This is a genomic window from Bartonella sp. AP19HLJMH, from assembly GCF_042196245.1.
Lineage (GTDB): Bacteria > Pseudomonadota > Alphaproteobacteria > Rhizobiales > Rhizobiaceae > Bartonella.
The window spans coordinates 1-4,085 of record NZ_JBHIPX010000037.1 but is presented as its reverse complement, the minus strand read 5'-3'; the positions used below and the strand labels follow the sequence as shown (position 1 = coordinate 4,085).

Here is a 4,085-nt window from a genome sequence, read left to right as displayed (position 1 = left end):
ATAATATCACCCTATCAGAAAGCTATGATACCTCTAACGCAAAAGAAAAGCATGAAAAGTCTTTTGCTGGTGTGACAACTTCCGTTGATATCGGTGTCCTTGGCACGGTACAAGGACTAAAAGATGCCGCAGATCACATGAATAATAAGGATGGTAACAATACAGTTATTAATGGCATACTGACCGGCATGAAAATCAGTCATCTTTATAGTAAAGGCAAAACCTTTGTTAATTGGCTGACTGGCAATACGGGGGAAAAGGGGAATATAACCAAAGGACTGAGTAGCTCATTAGGAGGATTGGGGGGCTCCACCAAGGATGCTCTTGCCAATATGGCGGGTGCATCTGGCAGTGTAACCGTGGGCTTTAAAACTGAGAAAACAGAAGCCTCTTCTCAAGTCTCCACAGCGGTGACAGATAGCATAGAAGGCGGACGCGCTGTTAACATGCAAGCCCACAAAGGCAGCATTCATGGTGTTGGTGCTGATATTATCGCTGGTACCAATCCAATCTATGTGCTGGAAAATGATGCACAGAGCGGAAAGATCACCATGGAAGCAGGTGAAGATATCATCTTTGAAAGTGCGCAAAACACGCAAAGCACACAAAACAGCAGTGAAAGTGCTTCAATGAGTGTTGGCACCGGTTATGGCACGGGTGGCGCAGGGGCAACGGGCAGTGCTGCTTTTAGTCAAGGGGAAGGTTCCAGTGAGGAAGTTCAACACAAAAACAGCCATATTATAGGCACCGGCACTGTTCATACCACGAGTGGGGCAAACACCACATTGGCAGGCGCCGTGGTTTCTGGAGAGCGTGTAGAAATGGAAGTAGGGGGTGATTTTGCCATTACCAGCCGCAGTGATACGGGACAAACTTCCAGCAAGCAAAACTCTGTTTCTGTTGGGTTTGGTGCTGGACAAACGGGTGGTGGGGGCTCCATGAGCGCCTCTTTCCAAAACGATAAATCCTCTAGTGATTATCATAGTGTTGTGGAACAATCAGGCATCAAAGCGGGTGATGGCGGCTTTAATATCATAGTTAAAGACAAAACAACGCTGACCGGAGGCATCATTGCCAGCACCGCGCCGGCAGATAAAAACAGCCTGACCACAGGAAGCATTAGCACCAGTGATATCAGCAACAGTGCCCATGCTAAAGCCAGCAGCCATGGGTTTAGCATTTCTGGGAACGACACGATAAAAAACATTGCCAAGAATGTTTTAAATCACGGCAAAGCCAAGGATGCAGCAGAAGGAGAAACCAAATCTGCTATCAGCGATGGGACTATCATCCTTACTGATACAACTGGACAGAGGGCGATGGGGCAAGATGCTGGACAAATCATTGGCTCTCTCAACCGCAACACCGCAGCAGCACACCAAGCAGTAGGACAGCTAGATGTCGCACCGCTTGAGGATATATTGCGTAATCGTTTAGGTATGAGAAATAAATGGGTAGATGAATGGTTTGATATATGGGATGGGGTTCGTAAAATGGCATTTTATGTTGACCATCCAGTGGGTGAGGTTGCGCATGATGAAAATGGCAATGTCCTCTATTTAACCGATGAAAATGGAAAACCTATAAAAGGCAGTGATGGAAAATATATCACTCTGTATCACTTTTTAAAGCCAGAGGAAGAAAAGCATTTACAAAAAGGCCCTAATGGTGCTGTTTATATGTTCTACAATGGCATTTTTAATTCACCAGATGAAGCAGCCGGTAATGCTGTCCAATTGGCTGTTAATAAAAATGGTCCCCTTTATTTTACATACTTTCCCCAAGCTGATGATGTGCTGGTAGAATTAGGGGTAGCATATTATCAAAAGTTTTGGGAGGGTAGCACTTGGGGATTGAGTAATTCGACCAAGAAGTTCCAAGATTTTATCTATCGTTATGGCAATGACAATGCTATTGTTAGTGGGCATAGCCGGGGTACCTTAACAATACGCAATGGAGCAAATGACTTGCAAGAACATGGTATCCACAGTGTAGCCAAGAAAACAGACTTCTATCTTGTTGGAGCGGCTGCTCACATGCAATCGATGGCCAATACAGTAGATTATCTAAGCGATGGCGAAAAAAATTATATCTACATACAAGGTCATATGTTAGACCCCATTAGTACAGTGATTGGTTACAATTGGCCTACGGCTTATGGGGTACGTTCCAAACCATATGATTCATTACATCCGTTAATTCTACCCCTCAGAGAGATGGGGGGAGCGATCATCGGCTATAATCCTAGTACCCATAATTGTTATGCTGATGCAAGTGCTAAGTGTAAAAATGATTACGGTTCATTTGATTTTATAAAATTTTATTCCACGAGAACAGGGAACAAAAAATGAAAATACGATTTAACTTATTGAGCCTGCTCATTCTATTAAGTATTACTGGATGTGATATGGACAAATCTCCTCCAGGGGAAGTATATGGGTGGATCAAGCTAGGAGCAGACTTTACCGAGGTAGGAAAAGCCTTATTAGAATGTGGCATGCCACATCTTAATTATCTTGAGGCTGAAAATCAAAAGCTCAGCAATAATGATAATGCAACAATTTATGCTTGTATGATTCAAGCAGGATTCCGTGACAGATATGGCGGTCCATCTTGGTGTGTGAATCATTGGAGGGAAAACCTTCCGATTTGTCGACCAGGCGCGGTCATTCCGAAACGAAGTGTTGAAAAGCGCTTAAACAGCCCTTTTTGTAAAAAATATAAAAATGCGGATGAATGCCAACCTTAAGTTTTGCTGTTTGTGACGATCAACAATCCCCACACTCACGTTTTTACATGCCTGTGCGGGATTGTTTCCTCACGCACATTATTTAACGGATGAAGAACAACAGAATTTACAAAAAGGTTCTGATGGCAAGGTTCATGTTTTCCTCAATGGTATTTTTACAACACCAGATGATGCAGCCCATAATGCGGTTCAGTTGGCTGATAACAAGAATGATCCACACTATTTTCTGATGTTCCCTCATAGCGATTCGCGCTTGGTAGAGTTGTTCATTGCAGGGTATCAGTATGCTCTAGAAGGTAAGTTGGGTATTTTGACCAATTCGACGAAGAAGTACCAGAATCTGTTGTATAGCCTTGGCAATATAGGATTGCATACTGATGCGCATAGCCGCGGCAGTATGACAGCGGGCAATGGATCGCATGATTTAGAAAAGCATGGTGTTCATGGTATAGCAAAGAAAACAACGATTAATTTCTTTGGACCAGCTTATAATACTCAAAACATGGCAGATACGTTATATATCTTAAGTGATGGAAAGCAGGATTACGTAAACTTGGAAAATCATAAAAATGACTTTGTGGGTACAAAGATTGGCAAAAATCCTTACACTTTTGAGCAAATACCTCCTGGAAGTGGTCCTTGGAAAGAAGCATGGCAAATATTTAAGGGCTACCCCAGTGTCCATGCTTGTTATGGTAATGCAGGTTCAATATGTCGACAGGCTTATGGATTACCTAATCGTACGCCAATTTATTCAAAATATTCAGGAAGAAAAAAATGAAACAAATCTTGAAATTATTAAGTGGTCTCATTCTGTTAAATATTGCTGGATGTAACATCGACAAGCCTCCACCAGGAGTTTTGAGTGCATGGGAGAAACTAGGAGCAGATTTTACTGAGGTAGGAAAAGCATTGTTAGAATGTGGTATGCCAACCCCTTATGATGTTTTTCCAGAAAATAGAAAGCTAAGCATCAATGCAGAGGCTTCCATCGATGCTTGCATGATTCAAGCAGGATTCCGCTACAAATGGGGAGGACCATATTGGTGTTATACTTTTAGAGCTGAAAACCTTCCCATTTGTCGTCCAGGTGCTGTCATACCACAGCGCAGTGTCAAGAAGCGTTTGAACAGCCCTTTTTGTAAAAAGTATAAAAATGCACCTGAATGCCAGCCTTAAGTCTTGCTTCAGCAGAGAAAGCCTTGAATTTACACCAAATAAAGCACTAGGTTGATGAGCTTGAGAAAGCCTTGTCCGTCCTTACGTGACAAGGTTTTCTTTTTATGCCGCGTCGTTATAACGTTGCTGTTTTGCTTGCTCGATGACATTCAAAAGA

Annotated in this window: 4 protein-coding genes; all 4 read left to right on the top strand. The window is 42.6% G+C overall.

The window, feature by feature from the left end:
* Positions 1 to 2,351: hemagglutinin repeat-containing protein (locus ACFINR_RS09010; RefSeq protein WP_375654188.1), on the top strand; the 2,351-nt coding region annotated here is incomplete at its 5' end.
* On the top strand, positions 2,348 to 2,749 hold the full coding sequence (locus ACFINR_RS09005) for a hypothetical protein (protein WP_375654184.1): 402 nt from the start codon (positions 2,348 to 2,350) through the stop codon (positions 2,747 to 2,749). The genes ACFINR_RS09010 and ACFINR_RS09005, both read left to right, overlap by 4 nt.
* 61 nt (positions 2,750 to 2,810) lie before the next feature.
* The gene (locus tag ACFINR_RS09000; RefSeq protein ID WP_375654180.1) at positions 2,811 to 3,530 is read left to right on the top strand and encodes a hypothetical protein; all 720 of its coding nucleotides are present in this window, start codon (positions 2,811 to 2,813) and stop codon (positions 3,528 to 3,530) included.
* Complete coding sequence (locus tag ACFINR_RS08995) at positions 3,527 to 3,928, top strand: hypothetical protein (protein WP_375654174.1); 402 nt, start codon at positions 3,527 to 3,529, stop codon at positions 3,926 to 3,928. The genes ACFINR_RS09000 and ACFINR_RS08995 overlap by 4 nt, the downstream gene beginning before the upstream one ends.
* Positions 3,929 to 4,085: the final 157 nt, after the last annotated feature.

Excerpts from the sequence above, each read along its gene's own strand:
- ACFINR_RS09005 (WP_375654184.1), top strand. The coding sequence starts at position 2,348 with ATGAAAATACGATTTAACTTATTGAGCCTGCTCATTCTATTAAGTATT.
- ACFINR_RS08995 (WP_375654174.1), top strand. The coding sequence starts at position 3,527 with ATGAAACAAATCTTGAAATTATTAAGTGGTCTCATTCTGTTAAATATT.